This window comes from Lysobacter dokdonensis DS-58 (genome assembly GCF_000770795.1).
Classification (GTDB): domain Bacteria; phylum Pseudomonadota; class Gammaproteobacteria; order Xanthomonadales; family Xanthomonadaceae; genus Noviluteimonas; species Noviluteimonas dokdonensis.
In genome coordinates this window covers 33,832-52,770 of record NZ_JRKJ01000006.1, presented here as the reverse complement: position 1 = coordinate 52,770, position 18,939 = coordinate 33,832, and the positions used below count along the sequence as shown (strand labels likewise).

Annotated in this window: 15 protein-coding genes; 11 read left to right on the top strand and 4 right to left on the bottom strand. The window is 68.4% G+C overall.

The window, feature by feature from the left end:
• Positions 1-63: 63 nt before the first annotated feature.
• From LF41_RS05825 to LF41_RS05810, 4 genes are all read left to right on the top strand, one after another.
• The gene (locus LF41_RS05825) at positions 64-750 is read left to right on the top strand and encodes an ABC transporter ATP-binding protein (protein WP_036167221.1); all 687 of its coding nucleotides are present in this window, start codon (positions 64-66) and stop codon (positions 748-750) included.
• The gene (locus LF41_RS05820) at positions 747-3,245 is read left to right on the top strand and encodes an ABC transporter permease (protein WP_036167218.1); all 2,499 of its coding nucleotides are present in this window, start codon (positions 747-749) and stop codon (positions 3,243-3,245) included. The genes LF41_RS05825 and LF41_RS05820 overlap by 4 nt, the downstream gene beginning before the upstream one ends.
• A gap of 43 nt (positions 3,246-3,288) precedes the next feature.
• The gene (locus tag LF41_RS05815; protein ID WP_036167215.1) at positions 3,289-4,203 is read left to right on the top strand and encodes a peptidylprolyl isomerase; all 915 of its coding nucleotides are present in this window, start codon (positions 3,289-3,291) and stop codon (positions 4,201-4,203) included.
• An 81-nt stretch (positions 4,204-4,284) separates the two neighbouring features.
• Positions 4,285-4,578, top strand: coding sequence for a hypothetical protein (locus LF41_RS05810; RefSeq protein ID WP_036167212.1), 294 nt, complete (start codon positions 4,285-4,287; stop codon positions 4,576-4,578).
• A 32-nt stretch (positions 4,579-4,610) separates the two neighbouring features.
• Here LF41_RS05810 and LF41_RS05805 read toward each other — a convergent pair whose 3' ends face one another.
• Complete coding sequence (locus LF41_RS05805; protein WP_036167208.1) at positions 4,611-5,495, bottom strand: DUF2785 domain-containing protein; 885 nt, start codon at positions 5,493-5,495, stop codon at positions 4,611-4,613.
• Between the two features lie 97 nt (positions 5,496-5,592).
• On the opposite strand from LF41_RS05805, the gene LF41_RS05800 reads away from it, so the two are divergent.
• Positions 5,593-7,401, top strand: coding sequence for a DUF885 domain-containing protein (locus tag LF41_RS05800; protein WP_036167207.1), 1,809 nt, complete (start codon positions 5,593-5,595; stop codon positions 7,399-7,401).
• A 9-nt stretch (positions 7,402-7,410) separates the two neighbouring features.
• On the opposite strand, the gene LF41_RS05795 is transcribed toward LF41_RS05800, so the two are convergent.
• A complete protein-coding gene (locus LF41_RS05795; protein WP_084073416.1) occupies positions 7,411-9,042 on the bottom strand; it encodes a serine hydrolase in 1,632 nt (543 codons plus the stop codon).
• A gap of 91 nt (positions 9,043-9,133) precedes the next feature.
• On the opposite strand from LF41_RS05795, the gene LF41_RS05790 reads away from it, so the two are divergent.
• From LF41_RS05790 to LF41_RS05780, 3 genes are read left to right on the top strand one after another with little or no spacing between them, the layout of a single operon-like run.
• Positions 9,134-9,976, top strand: a complete 843-nt coding sequence (locus LF41_RS05790; protein ID WP_036167205.1) for a DUF72 domain-containing protein — start codon at positions 9,134-9,136, stop codon at positions 9,974-9,976.
• Between the two features lie 30 nt (positions 9,977-10,006).
• Positions 10,007-12,688: a DUF2339 domain-containing protein gene (locus tag LF41_RS05785; protein WP_237577655.1), complete on the top strand. Its 2,682-nt coding sequence runs from the start codon at positions 10,007-10,009 to the stop codon at positions 12,686-12,688.
• Positions 12,685-14,049 (top strand): DUF3999 domain-containing protein, encoded by a 1,365-nt coding sequence (locus LF41_RS05780; protein ID WP_036167203.1) that lies wholly within the window; start codon positions 12,685-12,687, stop codon positions 14,047-14,049. Before LF41_RS05785 ends, LF41_RS05780 begins: the two co-directional genes overlap by 4 nt.
• A gap of 6 nt (positions 14,050-14,055) precedes the next feature.
• Here LF41_RS05780 and LF41_RS05775 read toward each other — a convergent pair whose 3' ends face one another.
• Positions 14,056-14,949, bottom strand: coding sequence for a DMT family transporter (locus tag LF41_RS05775; protein ID WP_052116182.1), 894 nt, complete (start codon positions 14,947-14,949; stop codon positions 14,056-14,058).
• Between the two features lie 111 nt (positions 14,950-15,060).
• On the opposite strand from LF41_RS05775, the gene LF41_RS05770 reads away from it, so the two are divergent.
• The gene (locus LF41_RS05770; RefSeq protein ID WP_036167197.1) at positions 15,061-15,945 is read left to right on the top strand and encodes a LysR substrate-binding domain-containing protein; all 885 of its coding nucleotides are present in this window, start codon (positions 15,061-15,063) and stop codon (positions 15,943-15,945) included.
• Here LF41_RS05770 and LF41_RS05765 read toward each other — a convergent pair.
• Positions 15,942-16,295 carry a TfoX/Sxy family protein gene (locus LF41_RS05765; RefSeq protein ID WP_052116181.1) on the bottom strand — a complete coding sequence of 118 codons (354 nt, stop codon included), beginning with the start codon at positions 16,293-16,295 and terminating at the stop codon, positions 15,942-15,944. The genes LF41_RS05770 and LF41_RS05765 overlap by 4 nt on opposite strands.
• Positions 16,296-16,312: 17 nt before the next feature.
• On the opposite strand from LF41_RS05765, the gene LF41_RS05760 reads away from it, so the two are divergent.
• Both LF41_RS05760 and LF41_RS05755 read left to right on the top strand, forming a co-directional pair.
• A complete protein-coding gene (locus LF41_RS05760; RefSeq protein ID WP_036167194.1) occupies positions 16,313-17,296 on the top strand; it encodes a DMT family transporter in 984 nt (327 codons plus the stop codon).
• Positions 17,297-17,331: 35 nt separating this feature from the next.
• Positions 17,332-18,936: an ExeA family protein gene (locus LF41_RS05755; RefSeq protein ID WP_036167192.1), complete on the top strand. Its 1,605-nt coding sequence runs from the start codon at positions 17,332-17,334 to the stop codon at positions 18,934-18,936.
• The last annotated feature ends 3 nt before the right edge of the window (positions 18,937-18,939 follow it).

Here is an 18,939-nt window from a genome sequence, read left to right as displayed (position 1 = left end):
CCGCTCCTGAAATGGTTCGCCCCCAGCATGGCCGATTCAATTGGACTGCGCGCTGAAAGCCGCATGCACGCCCCCACCTCCCCCGCCATCGCACTCGACGTCCGAACCCTGGGCAAGCGCGTGACGTTGCCCGACGGCGCGCTGACGATCCTCGAGGACGTGACCTTCACCGTCGAACGCGGCGACGCCGTGGCGATCGTCGGCGCATCGGGTTCGGGCAAGAGCACGTTGCTGTCCTTGCTCGCGGGGCTGGATACACCGACGTCGGGCAGCGTGCACCTCGATGGCCAGTCGCTCTCGACGCTCGACGAAGACGGCCGCGCGCGCGTGCGCGGCGAGAAGGTCGGCTTCGTGTTCCAGAGCTTCCAGTTGCTGCCGACGCTCACTGCGCTGGAAAACGTGATGCTTCCGCTGGAACTGCGCGGCGATGCCGATGCGCAGGCACCCGCGAAACGCATCCTCGAAAAGGTGGGCCTGGGTGCGCGCCTAGGCCACTACCCGCGGCAATTGTCGGGCGGCGAGCAACAACGTGTCGCGCTGGCGCGCGCGTTCGTGACGGACCCGGCGTTGCTCTTCGCCGACGAACCCACCGGCAACCTCGACACGCACACTGGCCAGGCGATCATCGACCTGCTCTTTTCGCTCAACGCCGACGCGGGCACGACGCTCGTGCTGGTCACGCACGACGAACACCTCGCCGCGCGATGCCGCCACCAGATCCGCCTCGACAGCGGGCGGCGCATCGCATGAACCCGCTGGTCCTCGCCTGGCGCCAGTTGCGACGCGATTTCGCCTCCGGCGACGTGCGCATCCTGTTCGTCGCGCTCGTGCTCGCCGTGGTCGCCATCACCTCGGTCGGTTTCGTCACGGATCGCGCCGGCCGCGCGCTTGCGCAGGAAGCCAACCGCCTGCTCGGCGGCGATGCGGTGGTGCGTTCGGATTCGCCGATTACCGGCGCGGTGCGCACTGCCGCGAACGCGCCCGGCCTGCAACACGCCGACACGCTCGACATGCGCAGCATGGTGCGCGTGGGCGAGCAATTGCAGCTCGGCGAACTGCGCGCGATCGACGGCAGCTTCCCGCTGCGCGGGACGTTCCGCATCGTCGATCGCATCGGCGGGCCCGAGCGCGATGCGCGCGGCGGCCCGGCGTCCGGCAACGCCTGGATGAGCGTCGCGGGCGCGCAGACGCTGGATGCGAAGGTCGGCGACACGTTGTCCGTCGGCGATGCACGCTTCACGCTGGTCGCACTCGTGGCGCAGGAGCCCGACGCGGCGTTCGACTATTTCAACACCGCGCCGCGCGTGATGATCAATCTCGCTGACGTGCCCAGGACCGGCCTGGTGCAGGAAGGCAGCCGCGTCGGCTATCGGCTGATCATCGCCGGCGACGCGCCGGCGGTCGCGCGTTTCCTCGATACCGCGCGCACGCAGCGCGGCCGCGGGCAGCGCATCGAAACCATCGAGGATGCGCGCCCTGAAATGCGCTCGGCGCTCGATCGCGCAGGACGGTTCCTCGGCCTCGCGGCGCTGGTGTCGGTGATCCTCGCGTCGATCGCCGTGGCGATGGCCGCGCGTCGGCACAGCGCGCGGCATCTGGATGGCAGTGCGGTGATGCGATGCCTCGGCGCGCAGCAGCGCACGCTCGTCGTCGTGCATCTGGGCGAACTGCTGTGGCTCGGGTTGATCGCGTGCACGGTCGGTGTCGCGGTGTCGTTCGCATTGCAATGGGCGATCGGCGAATGGCTCGCGCGCGCGCTCGCGATTTCGATCCCCGCGGCCGGTTGGCTGCCCGCGTTGCAAGGCTATGCCGTGGGCCTGGTGGTGTTGATCGCCTTCGGTGCGCCGCCGGTGCTTGCGTTGCGGCGCGTGCCCGCGTTGCGCGTGCTGCGGCGCGACCTGGACCCGACCGAGCCGAGCGCGTGGATGGTCGGCGTCGCCGCGTTCGCCGGGCTCGCGGCGTTGCTGTGGTGGAAGGCCGAATCGCCGGCGCTCGCCACCGCGATGCTCGGCGGCGTCGCGGGCACGTTACTCGTGCTGGCCGCGTTGGCCTGGGCGATGATCCTCGGCGTGCGAAAAGTCCGCACACGCTTGCGCGGCAGTTTGCGTTACGGGCTGGCGAACGTCGGGCGACGCGCCGGCACGGCGGTCGCGCAGGTGTCCGCGCTCGGGCTCGGGTTGATGGCGCTGCTGCTGCTGACGTTCGTGCGCACGGACCTGCTCGACCGCTGGCAGCTCTCGCTGGCGGAGAACGCGCCCAACCGCTTCGTCATCAACGTGCAGGACGACCAGGTCGCGCCGGTGCGCCGGTTCGTCGAGAGCCAGGGCCTCGCGTCGCCGACGTTGTACCCGATGGTGCGCGCACGCCTGCTCGAACGGAACGGCAAGGCCGTCAGCGCGAAGGACTACCCGGACGACCAGCGCATGCAGCGCCGTGCCGAGCGCGAGTTCAATCTCTCGTTCGGCAGTGCGTTGCGCGACGACAATCGCTTGTCGGCCGGTACGTTCTGGGGTGATCGCAAGCCCGCGTCGCCGGAGATCTCGGTCGAACAGAAATTCGCCGACTCGCTCGGCTGGAAACTCGGCGACCGCATCACCTTCGACATCGCGGGCCAACCGCTCGCCGCGACGATCACGAGTTTCCGCGAAGTCAGCTGGGACAGCTTCCGGCCCAACTTCTTCGTGCTCGTCTCGCCGGGTGCGCTCGATGGTTATCCGGCGAGCTGGATCACCGCGGTGAGCGTGCCGAAGTCGCAGCCGCGCTTCACCGCGAAGCTGGTCGAGCGCTTCCCCAACCTCTCCGTCATCGACGTCGAAGCCACGCTCGCGCAGGTGCGCGCGACGGCGGACCAGGTGTCGGTGGTCGTGCAGGTGGTGTTCTGGTTCTCGCTTGCGGCCGGCATCCTCGTGTTGCTCGCGGCGATCAGCGCAAGCCAGGACGAGCGCCTGCTCGAAGGCGGCGTGATGCGCGTGCTCGGCGGCAGCCGCCGGCAGTTGCGCTTCGCGCAGGCCTCCGAGTTCGCGGCCATCGGGTTGCTCTCGGGGCTCGTGGCGGCCATCGCGGCGTCGGTGCTCGCGGGCGTCGTCTCGGTGCGGGTGTTCGGCTTGCCCTGGGAACCCAATTGGGCGCTGGCGGCCGCGGGTGGCGGCATCGGCCTGCTGGCTGCGCTCGTCACCGGGCTGGTCGCGACGCGGCGCGTGGTCGACGTGCCGCCGTCGGTCGTGTTGCGGGAACTGCAGCAGTAGCTTGTAGACTCCGGCGGACACTTTCTTTTCGCCGGAGTCCTGCATGGCCTCGCACGTCCGCTCGCTCGCCCTCGCGCTGTCCGTCGCATTGGTCTCCGTTGCGGCGTCCGCCGCCGACGAGAAACCGAAGGTGCCGTCGATGCAGGAGATCCTCGATGCATCGCCGAAATCCGACTGGCGCACGCTCGATCCGGATCGCACGCTGTACATGCAGTTGCCGGCCGGCCGCGTGGTGATCGAACTCGCGCCGACGTTCGCGCCGCAGCACGCCGCCAACATCCGCACGCTCGCGAAGGAAGGCTACTGGGACGGGTTGTTCGTCATTCGTTCGCAGGACAACTATGTCGCGCAGTGGGGCGATGCGGAAGAAGATGCGGCCAAGCAACGCAGCCGCGGTTCGGCGAAGACGAAACTGCCGGCCGAATTCGAACGAAAGGCGGCGGGCGTGCCGTTCGTGGAACTGCCCGACAGCGACGGCTGGGCGCCGGAAGTCGGCTTCTCCGATGGTTTCCCCGCGGCGCGCGATCCGAAGTCCGGCACCGCGTGGCTCGCGCATTGCTACGGCATGGTCGGCGCGGGGCGCGATGTCGCCGCCGACAGCAGCGACGGCACGTCGCTGTATGCGGTGACGGGACAGTCGCCGCGCATGCTGGATCGCAACATCACGCTGGTGGGGCGCGTCGTGCAGGGCATCGAGTTGCTGAGCGTGCTGCCGCGCGGCACCGGGCCGCTCGGCTTCTACGAAGACCCGAAACAGTACGTGCCGATCACTTCGGTGAAGCTGGCAAGCACCGTGCCGGAGGCCGAGCGCGCGAAGATCGAGCTGTTGCGTACCGACAGCAAGACCTTCGCCACCGTGGTCGAATCGCGCCGCAACCGCCGCGATGAGTGGTACAAGCGCCCGGCCGGCCACATCGACCTGTGCAACGTGCCCTTGCCGGTGCGCGAAGCCAAGTAGCTGCCGGCCCCGGTTTCGTCACGCCGATTTAGCTTCGCGCTGCCTAGCCTCATCGGCGTCCCCCACCGCCGAGAAGCTGCGATGCCTACCCTGCGACTGCGTGTCACCGGAAGCGACGACGACGCGCGCGCGATCATCAACCTGCTGCAAAGCATCGATGGCATCGAACACGTCGAGGAAGTGGCGGACCTGATGCCGCACATGGACGATGCCGACTCCAGTTCCGCGGGCCTCAGCGACCTGCGCAGCGGCGCGGACATCCATGAAGTCGAGATCGAGGCGCCCAACGAATCCACCGCGCGAAAGGTGCGGGAAACGGTGGAGGCGCTGGCGTTCGACCTGGACGTGCTGGCCGAGTTCGAAGGCGAGGAGTGAGCGTCAGTCGAGGGTGATGTCGAGCCCTGACGTCACGGCACGGCTTTCAATCCCGCGACCACCGGTGCTTCGAGCGCCTGCAGTTGCGGATCGTCGCTACGGTCCGCTTCGAGGTACAGCGCGGTGAGGAACGCGAGCAGGTCGTGGCGGCGCAAAAGCCAGCCGTTGTCGTTGTATGCCTTCGCATCGCCGAGCTTGCGTGCAAGCGCGGTGAACCACGCCTCCCACTCCGCCTGCGTATGCAGCGCACGCTTGGCGATGAACAAGACGGGGCGCGCGAGGCGACCGGGCTCGCCATAGACGTAAGCATGCGACGTCGACGGCACGACTTGCGTGGCGATCGCCGCGAGCATGCGATCGAGCTGCTTGCGCTCCAGCGCCGGATTCAACGCGAGTTGCATCAGCCAATCGCTGCCGTGCGCGACGCCATGCCGCCAGCCTTCCGCATCGTCGAAGCCGCGATAATCGGTGACCGATTCCAGGTAACGCGATGCCGTTTCGACCATCGCGCGGCGTTCCTTCGCCGACATCCACGGCTTGATGCGATCGGTGCGAGCGACTTCCGAAAGCACCAGCGCGGCGAAAGGCCTGCGGAAGCCATCGGGATCATCGGCCTTCAACGCCGCATACAACCTGTCGCGAAGCGCACGCAGGCCCGCTTCGTCGATCTGCTCGGCACGCATCCAGTGCGACAGCGCCTCGTACGCGATGCCATCGCGCAGCGTGGGATCGGCATCGCCCAGGCAATCGACCAAACCTTCGGCCAACTGTTGCCGTTCGGCGGCATCCGGCACGGTCCACTCGAGGACCTTGAGTGCTTCGAGTTGCTCGCGCGTCCGGCCTTCCGGCGGGCAATCGGCGCGCGCGGGCGCCACGACTGCAAGGAGCAACACGACGACGGCCAGCACTGCGCGCATGGAAGTCTCCCGATGTGTGGCGCCAGCCTAGCAGGCCCATGCGCGCCGGCGCGCGGGACCGTATGCTCGGCCCCTCCCCAATCGCCGGCCTGATCCCATGCGCCACAGCCTGCTCGCCGCAGCCCTGCTCACCGCCACCCTCGCCGCCTGCCAGCCGCAGGCGCCGACCACGCCTGCCGAAGGCACCGCCGCGCCCGCCGCGGCGACGCAGCAAGCCGACGCGAAGTTCGATGCCATTTCCAAGCGATGGCTCGACGAATGGATGCGCCTGAACCCGGTGAGCGCCACGCAGATCGGCGACCACCGCTTCGACGCGAACCTCGACGACTACTCGGCCGCCGGCCCCAAGGCGCAGGTGGACTTCAACACCAAGCTGCTGGCCGATCTCGATGCGATCGACCAGAAGACGCTGTCACGCGAGAAGCAGGTCGACCTGCTCATCCTGGAGAACCAGGTGCGCGGCGATCTGTTCGCGCTCGACACGTTGCAATCGTGGGCGTGGGATCCGCAGCTCTACAACGGCCTGGCCGGCGGTGCGCTGTACAACCTGATGGCGCGCGATTTCGCGCCGATGCCCGAGCGTCTGAAGTCGGCCACCGCGCGCATGGAAACACTGCCCGCGTTGTTCGGCCAGATGCGCGCGAACCTCGATCCGGCGCGCGTGCCGAAGATCCATGCCGAAACCGTGGCCAAGCAGAACGCCGGCGTGATCGGCCTCGTCGAGCAATTCATCGTGCCGGCGGCCGACCAGCTGCAGGGCGAAGACCGCAAGCGCCTCGACGCGGCCATCGCCGGCCTGCGCACCGCGGTCGACGAACAGCAGAAGTGGCTCGACGGCACGCTCGTGCCCAACGCCAAGGGTGACTTCCGCATCGGCGGAAAGCTGTATGACCAGAAGTTGCAGTTCGCGTTGATGTCGTCGTTGTCGCGCGCGGACATCAAGCAACGCGCGGAGTCCGAGCTCAAGCGCGTGCGCGGCGATATGTACGGCATTGCCCGTACGGTCTTGAAGGACAAGCCCGGCGCACCGGCGCTGCCGGATGCACCGACCGATGCGGAACAGCAGAAGGCCATCGAAGCCGCGCTCGAGCTTGCCTACGCCGATCGCCCCAAGCGCGAGGACGTCGTCGATTTCGCCAAGCAGACGCTGGCGCAGGCCACTGCGTTCGTGCGCGAGAAGCAGCTCGTCACCGTGCCGAACACGCCGGTGAAGATCATCCTGATGCCGGAATTCCAGCGCGGCGTGTCGGTGGCGTACTGCGATTCGCCCGGGCCGCTCGACAAGGGGCTCGATACGTACTACGCGATCTCGCCGATCCCCGACGACTGGTCGCAGGAACAAGTGGATTCGTTCCTGCGCGAATACAACAGCCGCATGATCCACCTGCTGTCGATCCACGAAGCGATGCCGGGCCATTACCTCGAAGGCGCGCACTCGGGCGAAAACAAGGACCTGCTGCGCGGCGTGCTGCGCTCGGGCCTGTTCGCCGAAGGCTGGGGCGTGTACAGCGAAGACATGATGGCCGACGCCGGTTACATGGACAACGATCCGCTCTTCCGCCTCGTGCAGCTGAAGTTCTACCTGCGCACCATCGCCAACGCGATCCTCGACCAGGGCATCCACGTGGACAACTGGTCGCGCGAACAGGCGATGGACCTGATGGTTCGCCAGACCTTCCAGCAGGAGCGCGAAGCGTCGGGCAAGTGGGTGCGCGCGCAGTTGACGTCCGCGCAACTGCCGACCTACTTCGTCGGCGTGCAGGAACATTTCGACTTGCGCAAGGCGTGGGAAGCCAAGCAAGGCGACAAGTTCAACGCCAAGGCCTACCACGACCAGGTGTTGTCGTATGGCGCCCCGCCGGTGCGCTTCGTGCGCGAGTTGATGCTCGACGAAGAGATCAAGTAGCCGGCGGCGTCATTCCTTCTCGACGGGCTTCAGGCGCAGATCCTGGAAGTCGAAACTGAAGTCCGTCAGCGGCGACATCGGGTCCATTCGCACTTCCTGGATCTTGCCGTCGGGATCGAGCTGGAAGTTCACGAACGCATCGGCGTTCAACCAGCGCTGGCGCCAGCGGACGACAAAGGTGTCATGCTGCCACGGCGCCATGTCGCCGACCAGTTCCGGCGTCTTCGTGAAACGCATCACCAGCTTGCCGCCTTCGTTCTTGATGTCGATGTCGCCGTACCACGGATCGCGATACGTGCCGGCGTAGGCAGCGATCGGCAACGACGGCTTCGCGTTCGCATCGCGCGCGGCGTTGTGCTTGTCCATGTCTTCGTCGGCCTTGGCCTTCGACTTGGCCACGGCCTTGGTGTACGCATCGAGCCAATCGTGCTTCGGCGTTTGCAGCATCGCATCGAGCGCCTGCATCGTCACGGCGTTGAACGCCGCGCCGACTTCCTGGCTGGTGAGTACGATCACGCCGATCTTCCTGTCGGGCACGAGCGTGAGGCGCGAGACCATGCCGGGCCAACCGCCGGTGTGCCACACCAGCTTGTTGCCGCTGTAATCGGACAGCTGCCAGCCTTCGCCGTAGCCGAGGAAGTTCGGCTTGCCGGGCTTGAGTTCGGGGACCGACGGATCGTTCACCGGGATCGGCGTGACGATCGTCCACATGCCTTGCTGGCGCTTCTTGCTGACGAGCTGGTGCGCGTTGCCCTTGGCGTCGGTGTAGGTGCCGCCGGCCAGGTGCATGTTCATCCACTTGCTCAGGTCGTGGACGCTGGAATAGATGCCGCCCGCGCCCGACACGTTGTGCCACGTCATGCGCGGCGCCGGCTGCAGGTCCTTGAAGTCGGCCAGTGCGTAACCGGTGGCGACGTTGTCGCTCGCCTTCAGGCGATCGCTGTTGAAGCGTGTTTCGTTCATGCCCAGCGGCGCGAAGATGCGCTGGCGCAGGAAGTCTTCGTACTTCATGCCGCTGGCTTGCTCGATCACCAACTGCGCGACGCCGAACAGGATGTTGTCGTACGCATACTGACCGCGGAACGAGCCGCCGAGCGGCACGTCCTTCAGGCGACGCGCGACTTCTTCGGTGGTGTACGTCGTGGTGGGCCAGTACAGCAGGTCGCCGGCGCCGAGGGTGAGGCCGCTGCGATGCGCGAGAAGATCCTTGATGCGCATCTCGCGCGTGACGTACGCGTCGCTCATGCGGAACCACGGCAGGTGGTCGATCACGCGGTCGTCGAGCGAGAGCTTGCCTTCGTCGGCGAGCATGGACAGCGCGGTGGATGTGAACGCCTTGGTGTTGGAAGCGATGGCGAACATCGTGTGCTCGTCGATCGGTGCCGGCTTGCCGACTTCGCGGGGACCGAAGCCACGTTCGTAGACGATGCGCCCGTCCTCGACGATCGCCACGGCGATGCCGGGCACCTCGAACTGCTTCATCACCGCCTGCACGTGCGCGTCGAACCCGGCCAGGCGTGGATCTTCGGCAGTCGCGGCGGCCGCGGGACGCGCGGCGGCGGCCTGCGCATGCGCCAAGGTCGGCAGCGCGAGCGCGGTGGCCAGGGCGAGGCAGAGGGTCGAGCGGGTGATCAGGGTCATGGCGGATCCGGGGAAACGTGAAGCGACGAGTCTCCCGCAGCGTGGAGGCCGCGTCGATGCCCCGGTCGTCATGCCGCGCTACCCTCATCCCATGGCCACCCCGCGCGCGAAGGATGCGGACCTCGGGCTCACGCCCCCGGGCGCGATCGACGGCATCCGCGTGGGCGTCGGCGGATGGACCTACGCGCCATGGCGGGAGACCTTCTTCCCCGAAGGCCTGGTGCAGCGCCGCGAACTGGAATACGCCAGCCGCCGCCTGAGCGCCATCGAGATCAACGGTACGTACTACAGCGCGCAGAAACCCGACACCTACGCGCGATGGCGCGACGAAACGCCGGACGGGTTCGTCTTCACCGCGAAGGCGCCGATGCGCATCGTGCAGGCGAAGGCATTGGCGAACACGCTCGGGCAGGTCGAGGCGTTCGTCGGCGGCATCGCGACACTCGGCGCGAAGCTCGGTGCGATTGCCTGGCAATTCGAGCGCAATCTGGATCGCGAGGATTTCGCGCGCTTCGTCGACGGCTTGCCGATGTCGGTCGATGGTCGCCCGCTGCGGCATGCGCTCGAGGTGCGCGATGCGACATCGGTCGACACGACGCTCGTCGATCTGGCCCGCAGGAAGAACGTCGCGCTCGTCTTCACCGATTCGACGGAGTGGCCGTCCTTCGCCGACATCACCGCGGATTTCGTCTACGCACGGCTGATGCGCGCGCGCTCGAAAATCACCACCGGTTATGCGCGCCCCGAATTGGTCGCGTGGGCCGAGCGCGCGCGCCTCTGGGCCGGGGGCGGCGAGCCGAAGGACCTGCCGCGCCTGGGCGGGCCGTCGCCGAAGGCCGTGCATCGCGACGTCTTCGTGTTCTTCATCAACGCGGACAAGGAACGCAACCCCGCCGCGGCCACCACGCTGATCGAGCTGCTGGGCGACCCCTGAGATTTGCCATTCGGCCTGCGCGCTGATCGAATGCGCGGGTCCGTCCAGGGCAAGGGGATGTCCGTGGAGAATCTGCTGGGGTTGGCCGCGCTCGTCCTGGCCATCATCGCGTTGACGAACAACGGCAACGCGACCAAGCGCCTGGCCGCGCTGGAACGGGAGCTGCAGCGGCTGCGCGAGATGCTGGCGCAGCGCGGCGCACCGCCCGCGCAAGCCCAAGCCGAGGCGGCCCCCACGCCCGCGCCGCGCGAAGCCGCGCCTCCGCCTCCTCGCCCCGTGCCTGCCCCGCCTTCGCCCACCCGCGCGGTGTTCGATGTCGACGGGCCGTCGATGGAAACCACGCCCGGCGCACCGATGCCGCCGCCGCAACCCGCGCCGCCGCGCCCCACCCTGCCGCGCGAACCCGATGTCGTCAGCCAGGGCATCGAGAAGATCAAGCGCTGGTTCACCGAAGGCAACGTGCCCGTGAAGATCGGCGTGCTCGTGTTGTTCGCGGGCGTGGCCGCCTTGTTGAAGTACGCGACGGACCAGGGCTGGCTCAATGCGCCGATCGAATTGCGCCTGGCCGGCGTCGCTGCCGTGGCGCTCGCGGCGCTCGTGTTCGCATGGCGCAAGCGCGAGTCCAACCGCGCATTCGCGCTGAGCCTGCAGGGCGGCGCGATCGGCATCCTGCTGATGGTGGTCTTCGCCGCCTTCAAGTTGTACGGGTTGATGCCGGTGGGCGTGGCGTTCGCGATCAGCATCGTGCTGGTGTTCGGCGCAGGCGTGCTCGCGGTGTTGCAGGATGCGAAGGCGCTGGCCTTCTTCGCCGTGCTCGCCGGTTTCCTCGCGCCGCTGTGGTTGTCGACGGGCAGCGGCAACCACGTCGCGTTGTTCTCGTACTACGCGGTGCTCAACGCGACGATCTTCGCCATCGCGTGGTGGAAGTCGTGGCGCGTGCTGAACCTGCTGGGGTTCCTCTTCACCTTCGGCATCGGCGGCGCGTGGGGCGTGATGGACTACGCGCCCGAAAAATTCGGCACGACCGAACCCTTCCTCCTGCTGTTCTTCGCCTTCTACCTGCTGATTCCGCTGGTGCACGCGATGCGCCAGCCGATGGAGCGGCGCGATTACGTCGACGGCACGCTCGTGTTCGCGACGCCCCTGGTCTGCTTCGCGATCCAGGCCGGGCTGCTGCACGGCGCGCGCATGCCGTTGGCGTTCAACGCGCTGGGGCTCGCGGCGATCTACGCGGTGCTGGCATTGATCGTGTTCCGCCGCGGCGCCAACCGCGTGCTCGGCGATGGGTACGCGCTGCTGGCGGTGGGTTTCGCCACGCTCGCCGTCCCGCTCGCGTTGTCGGCGCGCGCGACCGCCAGCGTGTTCGCGCTCGAAGGCGCGGCGCTCGCGTGGCTTGGTGTGCGACAGCAGCGGATCGTGCGGCAGTTGGCGGCGTTCGCGCTGCATGCGATCGCGGCCGGTGCATGCGTGATCGGCTTCGACCACACGGCGGTCGTCACCGGCACGCCGATCGCGAACGCGCAGTTCATGAGCCTGCTGATCGTCGCCGTCGGTGCGTTGGCGACCGCGTGGGTGTATCGCCGCGCCGATTCGATCCCGCAGTTCGCCGTGTACTACGCGTGGGGCCTGGCCTGGTGGTTGGTCGCGATCACGCGCGAGATCCTGGAGTTCGCACCGGGCGACAGCGAGCCCGACCTGCTGCTCGTCGCATACGCGGCCACGGGGTGGATCGCGGCCGAAGCACATCGCCGCCGCCCGACCACGCTGCTGATCCTCACCTCGCTGTTCGCGATCCTCGCGGCCTTCCCGTTGTCGTTGTTGCAGACCATCACGCACGATCATCCGTTCGGCGACGCTGGCGCGCTCGCGTGGCTTGGTTATGCGGTCCTCGGCATCCGCAGCCTGCAGTGCCTGCGCACGGGCGAACATCGCCTCGCGCCCTGGGCGCAGTTGCTGTGGTGGCTGGTGTGGCCGTTCGTCGCATCGCTGATCTTGTACTGGCTGATCGACGACGTGCTGCATCTCGCGCAAGGCTGGGGCGTGGCGGCCATCGCGTTGCCGTGGCTCGCGATGGCGACCATCGCGGAGTGGCATTGGGAATGGCTCGCCGTGCCGTTGCGCGAACGCTTCGACGACATGATGACGCTGCTGCCGGGCCTGGTGTTCCTCGCGCTGGCAGCCCTGTGGGTCGTGAGCCTCGGATTGCCCGGCGGCAGCCACCCGCTGCCGTGGGTCCCCGTGGTCAATCCGATGGAGATCGTGCAGCTGGCGACCATCGCGTTGCTGTGGCATTGGTGCGCCTACGGCACCGCGCCCGAATGGCTCAATCGCGTGCGCGTGCTGATGACGGCGCTCGCGGGCTTCGCGTGGATCACCTCCGTCGTGCTCCACGCGGTGCATCATTGGGGCGGCATCGCGTGGGATGCGCATCTGATCGGCACGAGCCTGGCGCAGACGTCGCTCACCGTGACATGGAGCATCCTCGGCGTGATCGGCTGGGTGCTGGGTTCCAAACGCGGTCAACGCACCTTGTGGCTGGCCGGCGCTTTGCTGATGGCGGTGGTGTTGCTCAAGCTGCTCGTCGTCGACCGCCACAATCTCGGCAACGGCCTGGGCATCGCGTCGTTCATCGCCTTCGGCCTGTTGTGCACGGTGGTGGGTTACTTCGCGCCGGCGCCGCCGCGCGAACCGGCTTCGGAGGCCACGGCATGAGGCGTTGGGTCGGATTGATCGCGTTGCTGCCGGCGCTCGCCGTCGCACAGGTGCGCACGGATTACGCGCGCGAATGGTCGATCGCGTTGCCGGATGCGGACGCGGGCGCGTATCGCGTCGAGCTGGACGGCAACGTCTATCGCGCGATCGCTTCGCCGTCGTTGCGCGATATCGATGTCGTCGATGCGAAGGGCAACGCGGTCGCGGCCGATGTGTTCGGGCCCGATGCGCCGCTGGCGTCGCCGCCGCGGTTCGCGGCCGTGCCGTGGTTCGTCGTGCGCGCACCGCGCGGCGAGGACGATGGCGGGCTGGCGTTGATCGCGCGCCGCGACACCACAGGCCGGATCCTGTCGCTCGAAGCGCAGGCCTCGCCGCCGAACGGTGCGGCGCCGCGCGCCTTCCTGTTCGACCTGAGCCGCTGGCCGGACGGCGTGGAAGCGCTGATTTTCGATTTCGCGATGAACGCCGACGTGCAGGCCGCCTTCCGCGTGGAAACCAGCGACGACCTGCAGGTGTGGCGCACGCTGCATCCGCGCTTGCAGTTGCTGGACCTGCAGCAGGCCGGCAGCCGCCTGGCGAAGAACGACGTACCGCTCGGCATGGCCGTGAAGTACGTGCGCCTGGTGCCGCTCGGCGACGACGCGTTCGCATTCGACGCGGTGCGCGCGCGCATCGGCATGCCCGAGAGCGAACAGACGTGGGCGTGGGAAACCCTCCCGCAAGCCCGCGACGGCCGCGACCACGGCAAGGTCGCCTATGAATTCGAATCGCCGGGACGCTTTCCCGTCGAGCGCGCGGATGTCATCGCCGGCGGCAACGCGGCCGTGGAATGGCGCCTGGAAAGCCGCGACGACGATGATGCGCCGTGGACGTGGCGCGCAGGACCGTGGGTCGCGTTCCGCGTCGGCGCGCGCGATGGCGCGACCGCATCGGCGCCGGCATCGATCGGCGGTGCGCCGGTGCGCGATCGCCATTGGCGGCTCGTTGCGCAAACCGGAACGCCGTCCGCGCCGCCGGCGTTGAAGCTCGGGTATCGGCCGGAGGTCGTGGTGTTCCTCGCGCAGGGCACGCCGCCCTATTCGCTGGTCGCGGGCAGTGCGCGGGCAGCGCGCGGCGATGCACCGTTGCCGAGCCTGGTCGACGCGATGCGCGCGTCGAAGGGGGAGTCGTGGCAGCCGATGCGCGCCACGCTCGGCGAGGCGAAGGAACTCGCAGGCGATGCGGCGCTGGAACGGCCGACGACGCCGGAAGACTGGAAGCAGTGGCTGTTGTGGGCGTTACTGGTCGTCGGTGCGGCGGTGGTCGCCGGATTCGCGATCGTGTTGTTGCGTCGGCCCGGGCCCCCGCCTTCGCGGGAATGACGGGCGTTACTTCGCCTTCTGGCTGAAGGCGACGCTGCCCAGGATCAACGCACCCGACAGCAACATCGTCGCCGTCACCGCTTCGCCCAGCAGCATCCACGCCCACAGCACGGCGAACAGCGGCACGAGATACGTGGTCGTCGCCGCGCGCGCCGGCCCGACGCGGGCGATGAGGCGGTAGTAGAAGACGAACGCGAAGCCGGTGCACATCACGCCGAGCGCGGCCGCCGCGCCCCACGCCTTCGCGGAGATCGCGTGGTCCGGCCATTGCGCGATCGCGAAGGGCAGCATCAGCAACGCCGACGTGCCCAGCGTGGAAGCCGCCACCGCGGCCGCCGGCAACCCGGTGACGTGGCGACGCACGAGGTTGATGCCGAATCCGTACAGCACCGCCGCGCCCGTGCCGGCCGCCACTGCCCAGCCGATGCTCGCACCTTCGGTCTTGCCGCTCGCCAGCACGACAACGCCCGCGAACCCGACGAGCAAGGCCATCGTGCGGCGCAAGCTGATCTTCTCGCGGAAGAACAGGAACCCGACCAGCGCGGTGAACAGGACCGTCATCGAGTTGCAGATCGCGCCCACGCCGGCGGGCGAACGTTGCGCGGCCCACGCGAACAACACGAACGGCACGGCCGAGTTGATCGCGCCGATCAGCGCCAGCTTCGGCCAGATGCGCAGCGGAAACTGCGCCCGCGCGCGCCACAGGAACGGCAGCAGCACGAGCGCACCGAGCGCGAGGCGCACGTCGACCAGCGCCGCGGCGCCGAACTCGGGCGCGGCCACGCGCATGAAGAGAAAGGAGGCGCCCCAGACAGCACCGAGCAGGCCGATCTCCGCGGGGGTGATCCAGGCCGGCGTGGTGCGCGCTTCGAAAACGGGGGAGGACGCGAGCGTGTTCATCCGGGGCAGCCTCAAAAGGGGCTCTTGTCAGGCAGGCCATTGTCCGGGCGCGCAACCCCATGACAAGCGCATACTTTCAGCGCCAGACACAAACCAGATTTGAGGCTCGCCATGGTCCTGCGCCCCGATTGGCTCCCTGCCCTGTCCGCCTTCGAATCGGCCGCCCGCCACCAGAACTTCGCCCACGCCGCCGAGGAACTGAACCTCACCGCCAGCGCGGTCAGCCACCACGTCCGCAAGCTCGAATCGCGGCTGGGCGTCTCGCTGTTCCAGAGGCACGCCCGCGGGGTGACGCTCACGGCGGAAGGCCGCCGCCTCGCCGACGCCTCGGGCAGCGCGCTGGCCGACATGGAAGGTGCCCTGCGCACCCTGCGCGGCGACCGCGACGAGGAACACCGCGTCCGCATCACCACCCTGCACTCGCTGGCCTACACCTGGTTGCTGCCGCGCCTGCCCGATTTCGCCGCGAAGCATCCGCGCATCCGGCTGGCGTTCGATACCGAAACCGCGTTGACGCGCTTCGACGAAGGCGGCCCCGACCTCGGCATCCGCCACGGGCCCGGGCATTGGAGCGGCCTGTCGTCCCATCGGCTGATGGACGAGACGCTGTTCCCCGTCGCCTCGCCGCGCATGGCCGCCTTCGAGACGATCAAGGCGCCGGCGGACATTGCGCACGTGCCGCTGATCCTCGACCACGCGCGGCAAGGCTGGCACGACTGGTTCCGCTTCGCCGGCGTCCACGGCGCCGCGCTCAACGAGCATTACAGTTTCAGCGACACCACCGATGCGCTGCAGGCGGCGGTGGTCGGGATCGGCGCCGCGCTCGCGCGCGAACACGTCGTCGTGCCCTACCTCCGCGATGGACGCCTGGTCGAACTCCCGGGCCCGCGCATGTCCGCGCGCTGGGGCTACCACGTCGTGTATCCGTCGCACCGAAGGCTGCGGCCGGCGGCGCAGGTGTTCGTCGACTGGTTGCTGTCGGCGCCGGTCGACTAACGCGCGCGCTTTTTTCGTGCCGGTTTGATGGGCTTGCGCAGCGCCGCCTCGTTCGCGCGGCGCGCCCAGGGCGTGAACGCCTGCGGCGAATCCATCGCATCGGCCGGCAAGGACCAGTACGACATCGGCACGACCTTGCCGCGCGATTCGTAGACGAACGGGGCGCACCCGGCAGCTTCGAACGCGGGCTTCGTCTCGTCGTCCGCCTTCAGGTAGAGCGCGTCGTCGATGACGATGCCGATGATCCGCCCGTCGAAATACACGCCGTGGCCGCCGAACATCGCGCGCGTGGAAATCGGCCCGAAGTCCGAGAACAACTCGTGCAGGTAGTCGAAGAAGTCGTCGCTCATCCACGCATAATAGCCGCATGCCCGAGTCTCCCGCCCTGACGCCCGATGCGCGCGCCGCGCGTTCGAAGGCGTTCTTCCAGATCCACCTGTGCGTCGTCCTGTGGGGCTTCACCGCCATCCTCGGGAAAGCGATCACGCTGCCCGCGTTGCCGCTGGTGTGGTGGCGCATGTTGCTGGTCGTCGTGGCGTTGTTGCTGGTTCCGCGCGTGTGGCGCGGATTGCGCGCGATGTCCTGGCGCCTGCGAGGCGCGTATGCGGGTATCGGTGTGCTGGTCGCGTTGCACTGGCTGACCTTCTACGGCTCGATCAAGTTGTCGAACGCCTCCGTCGGCGCGACGTGCATCGCGCTGGCGACGGTGTTCGTCGCGATGATCGAACCCCTGGTCGCGCGCACGCGCTTCTCCAAGCGCGACTTGATGCTCGGCATCGCGGTGTTGCCCGGCGTCGCGCTCGTCGTCGGCGGCGTGCCGCCGGGGATGCGCGCGGGCATCGCGGTGGGCGCGCTGTCGGCGATCTTCGTCGCCATTTTCGGCGCGCTCAACAAGCGCCTCGTCGAACACGGCGATCCGCTGACCGTCACGACGCTCGAACTCGGTGCGGGCGCGATCGCGCTCACGGCGCTGATCCCGGTGATGCCGCTGGTCCCGGGCACGGCCGGTGCGTTTTCCGGCGACGTGTTCGCGGTGCCGGGCATGCGCGACCTCGGGTTGCTGATCGCGTTGTCGCTGGCGTGCACGCTGCTGCCCTTCGCGCTGTCGCTGGCGGCATTGCGGCACATGAGCGCGTTCGCGCAGCAATTGGCCGTCAACCTTGAGCCGGTGTACGCCATCGTGCTGGCGATCCTGCTGCTGGGCGAACAACGCGAGCTCACCCCCGCCTTCTATGCGGGCGTGGCCATCATCCTCGGGGCCGTGTTCATCCATCCGTTGATGGGCAAGCCCAAGCCGCTGTCGCACCCCGAGGTCCTGGCGGCCGCCGAGAACAAGGGCGCCGCCGAATAGCGCACCGCGCCCCGGTTTCTGGCACGCTGCGCCGCATGTACCTCGAGCATTGGTCCCTGCGGGAACCGCCGTTCTCGATCACGCCCGACCCGCGCTTCGTGTTCCTCAGCGAGCGCCACCGGGACGCGCTCGCGCACCTGTTGTTCGGCATCGGCCAGGGCGGCGGCGGCGGGTTCGTGCAGCTCACCGGCGAAGTGGGCACCGGCAAGACCACGCTGTGCCGGCTGCTGCTCGAACAACTGCCGGAGAACACCCGCGTCGCGCTCGTCCTCAATCCGCGCCTGTCCGCGATCGAACTGCTCGAAACGCTGTGCGAGGAACTGCATCTCGACATCGCCAACGCGCGCGGCAGCACCAAGGCGCTCGTCGATGCGCTGAACGGCTACCTGCTCGATGCGTACGCCAAGGGCCTGCGCGTCGTGTTGATCATCGACGAGGCGCAGAACCTCTCGGTCGACGCACTCGAACAAGTGCGCCTGCTCACCAACCTGGAAACCGACACGCAGAAGCTGCTGCAGATCATCCTGCTCGGCCAGCCGGAACTGCGCGAGATCCTCGCGCGCGGCGACATGCGCCAGCTCGCGCAACGCATCACCGCGCGTTATCACCTGATGCCGTTGGATGCGAACGAGACCGGCGCGTACGTGCGCCATCGATTCCGCATCGCGGGCGGTTTGCATTCGCCATTTTCCGCCGGCGCCATCGCGCGCATCCACAAACATTCCGGTGGCGTGCCGCGCCTGGTGAACGTGATCGCCGAGCGCGCGTTGCTCGGCGGCTATGCGCACGATGCAACGACGATCGAAGCGGCCGACATCGATCGTGCCGCGCGCGAGGCCCTGGCGCCGAAGCGGCACGAACCGCATCCGCTGCGTTGGGCCGCCGCGGCGAGCCTCGTGATCGCAGGCGCGGCGGCGTGGTTCTTCTGGCCGCGCACCCCGCCTGCCGACGTACGCGCGGCGCCGGTGGTGAAAACCACGGTCGCGAAACCGTCGAAGCCCGTCGTCGCGCAATCGCCGTTCAAGCCGGTCCCGGTCCCGGTGCTCGCGGCCGATGCGCTCGCAGCGCGCGTGCAGGCGATGGAACCGGACGATGTATCGGCGTGGCAAGCGTTGCTGACGCAATGGCAATCGAAGGCGGATGCGACGCTGGCCGCGACGTGCCCGCCCGCGGTCGAGGCCGGGCTGTATTGCCTGCGCGGTACGGCAAGCCTCGACAAGTTGTTCGCGCAAGGGCGGCCTGCGCTGTTGCGCCTGCGTACGCAGAAGGCCTCCACGTGGGCGCTGCTGCTCGGCGCCGACGCGGTGCGCGCGCGGGTGATGGTCGGCGCGAACACGTACGACATCGACCGCGTCGCGTTGCAGCGCACGTGGACCGGCGAGTACGCGGCGTTGTGGCGCGGTCCGGAGACGCTCGTCGATGCGCCGTCGGCCGATGGCCGCGGCCCCGCGGTCGATTGGGTGCATGCGCACCTGCCCGACTACACCGGCCCGGCGATTCTCGATGACGCGATGCGCAACGCCGTGCGCAGCTTCCAGCAATCGCGCGGCCTGGCCGCCGATGGCGTCATCGGGCCGGAAACCTTGCTCGCCTTGTCGGCGCGCGACGCCGGCCCCCGCCTTCGCACGTCCCTGGACTGAACG

Excerpts from the sequence above, each read along its gene's own strand:
- LF41_RS05770 (WP_036167197.1), top strand. The coding sequence starts at position 15,061 with ATGGTCCTGCGCCCCGATTGGCTCCCTGCCCTGTCCGCCTTCGAATCG.
- LF41_RS05820 (WP_036167218.1), top strand. The coding sequence starts at position 747 with ATGAACCCGCTGGTCCTCGCCTGGCGCCAGTTGCGACGCGATTTCGCC.
- LF41_RS05790 (WP_036167205.1), top strand. The coding sequence starts at position 9,134 with ATGGCCACCCCGCGCGCGAAGGATGCGGACCTCGGGCTCACGCCCCCG.
- LF41_RS05800 (WP_036167207.1), top strand. The coding sequence starts at position 5,593 with ATGCGCCACAGCCTGCTCGCCGCAGCCCTGCTCACCGCCACCCTCGCC.
- LF41_RS05815 (WP_036167215.1), top strand. The coding sequence starts at position 3,289 with ATGGCCTCGCACGTCCGCTCGCTCGCCCTCGCGCTGTCCGTCGCATTG.
- LF41_RS05805 (WP_036167208.1), bottom strand. The coding sequence starts at position 5,495 with ATGCGCGCAGTGCTGGCCGTCGTCGTGTTGCTCCTTGCAGTCGTGGCG.
- LF41_RS05775 (WP_052116182.1), bottom strand. The coding sequence starts at position 14,949 with ATGAACACGCTCGCGTCCTCCCCCGTTTTCGAAGCGCGCACCACGCCG.
- LF41_RS05780 (WP_036167203.1), top strand. The coding sequence starts at position 12,685 with ATGAGGCGTTGGGTCGGATTGATCGCGTTGCTGCCGGCGCTCGCCGTC.
- LF41_RS05810 (WP_036167212.1), top strand. The coding sequence starts at position 4,285 with ATGCCTACCCTGCGACTGCGTGTCACCGGAAGCGACGACGACGCGCGC.
- LF41_RS05795 (WP_084073416.1), bottom strand. The coding sequence starts at position 9,042 with ATGACCCTGATCACCCGCTCGACCCTCTGCCTCGCCCTGGCCACCGCG.
- LF41_RS05785 (WP_237577655.1), top strand. The coding sequence starts at position 10,007 with ATGCGCGGGTCCGTCCAGGGCAAGGGGATGTCCGTGGAGAATCTGCTG.
- LF41_RS05760 (WP_036167194.1), top strand. The coding sequence starts at position 16,313 with ATGCCCGAGTCTCCCGCCCTGACGCCCGATGCGCGCGCCGCGCGTTCG.
- LF41_RS05825 (WP_036167221.1), top strand. The coding sequence starts at position 64 with ATGCACGCCCCCACCTCCCCCGCCATCGCACTCGACGTCCGAACCCTG.
- LF41_RS05765 (WP_052116181.1), bottom strand. The coding sequence starts at position 16,295 with ATGAGCGACGACTTCTTCGACTACCTGCACGAGTTGTTCTCGGACTTC.
- LF41_RS05755 (WP_036167192.1), top strand. The coding sequence starts at position 17,332 with ATGTACCTCGAGCATTGGTCCCTGCGGGAACCGCCGTTCTCGATCACG.